Source organism: Ewingella sp. AOP8-B2-18 (assembly GCF_052376015.1).
Classification (GTDB): domain Bacteria; phylum Pseudomonadota; class Gammaproteobacteria; order Enterobacterales; family Enterobacteriaceae; genus Ewingella; species Ewingella allii.
The window spans coordinates 1-1,067 of sequence record NZ_JBQSVB010000056.1 but is presented as its reverse complement, the minus strand read 5'-3'; the positions used below and the strand labels follow the sequence as shown (position 1 = coordinate 1,067).

The following is a 1,067-nucleotide window of genomic DNA, read 5'->3' as shown; positions in this document are numbered from 1 at the left end:
CCGCAGCATGATAGCGGCCGTGGTAGGTCTGAGCGTAGAGCGCATTTTCTTTAAGCATGACGCGCCACGCGGGCCGGGAACGGCCAATGCTTATCTGCTGCTTGATAGCGGGGTGACTTCCCAGCCGTTCATTGATGCGGTGAATGATTACATCAACACCAAGGGCCACCACGGCCACGGCGATGACATGCAGTGCATGTCGATGCCAGAAACCCGGCATAACCTGGCGGTAACGCTGTTTGTGACCAACCGCGACAACATGACGGCCGAGCAGCAAGCGGCGCTGGCCAGCAACGCGGGAAACATGATCCGCTGTGCGTTTCGTGAAAATACCGAGTTTGATGTGAAAAAGACCTGGCCCTATTCCCGCTTCTCTTTTTCTAACCTGGGCCGGGAGCTGCATAAGGCGTTTGATGATGTGGATTCGATCACCTTCTCGCTGACCGATATTGTCAGTGAGCTGACGGTGCCGCGCCTGGCTTCCCTGGCGGTGGAGATTAAGGATGCCTAGTTTTGCCGCCAAATTAAAAAGCCTGGTGTTGCCGTCATGGATGAACGCGGGCGAACCCGCCGCGCTGCTGCGTGCAAGCCGCACGTTTTGGCAGCGGGTGTATGACTGGGTTAATTGGCCGCTGCGTCAGTTCGACCCGCTGACCTGCGCCGAGTCGCTGCTAAAGCTATTAGCCTATGACCGGGACATAACGCGGTTTAACGGTGAGCCGCTGGCGCTATTTCGCAAGCGCGTGGCCTATGCATTTATTAACGCCAGCGAGGCGGGTTCCGTTGCGGGGTTTATCGCGATTTTTGCCCGGTTAGGGATTGGCTACGTTGAGCTGTTGGAGCGCCAGCCGGGCATTGATTGGGATGTGATCATTGTTCGCGTCACCGATAGCCAAATCGCCGGAAACAGCGATTTGTTGCTGGAAATTATCAAGAAATACGGCCGCACCTGTCGCCGCTATCAGTTTGAAGTCATGACCGCACTGGGCGTGCAGCTTCATGCCGGATGGTATCAGGGCGAATATATTTGCTACGCCGCCACGTTAGGCGACGCCGCCACGGACAGC

The 1,067-nt window shown here is 56.7% G+C and carries 1 protein-coding gene and 1 pseudogene; both read left to right on the top strand.

Annotated elements, in window-relative coordinates; all coding sequences use genetic code 11:
- Positions 1 to 511: pseudogene (locus tag ACT3RR_RS23085) on the top strand (baseplate J/gp47 family protein); the annotation flags it as partial.
- Positions 504 to 1,067: phage tail protein (locus ACT3RR_RS23080; RefSeq protein ID WP_496201169.1), on the top strand; the 564-nt coding region annotated here is incomplete at its 3' end. The pseudogene ACT3RR_RS23085 and the gene ACT3RR_RS23080, both read left to right, overlap by 8 nt.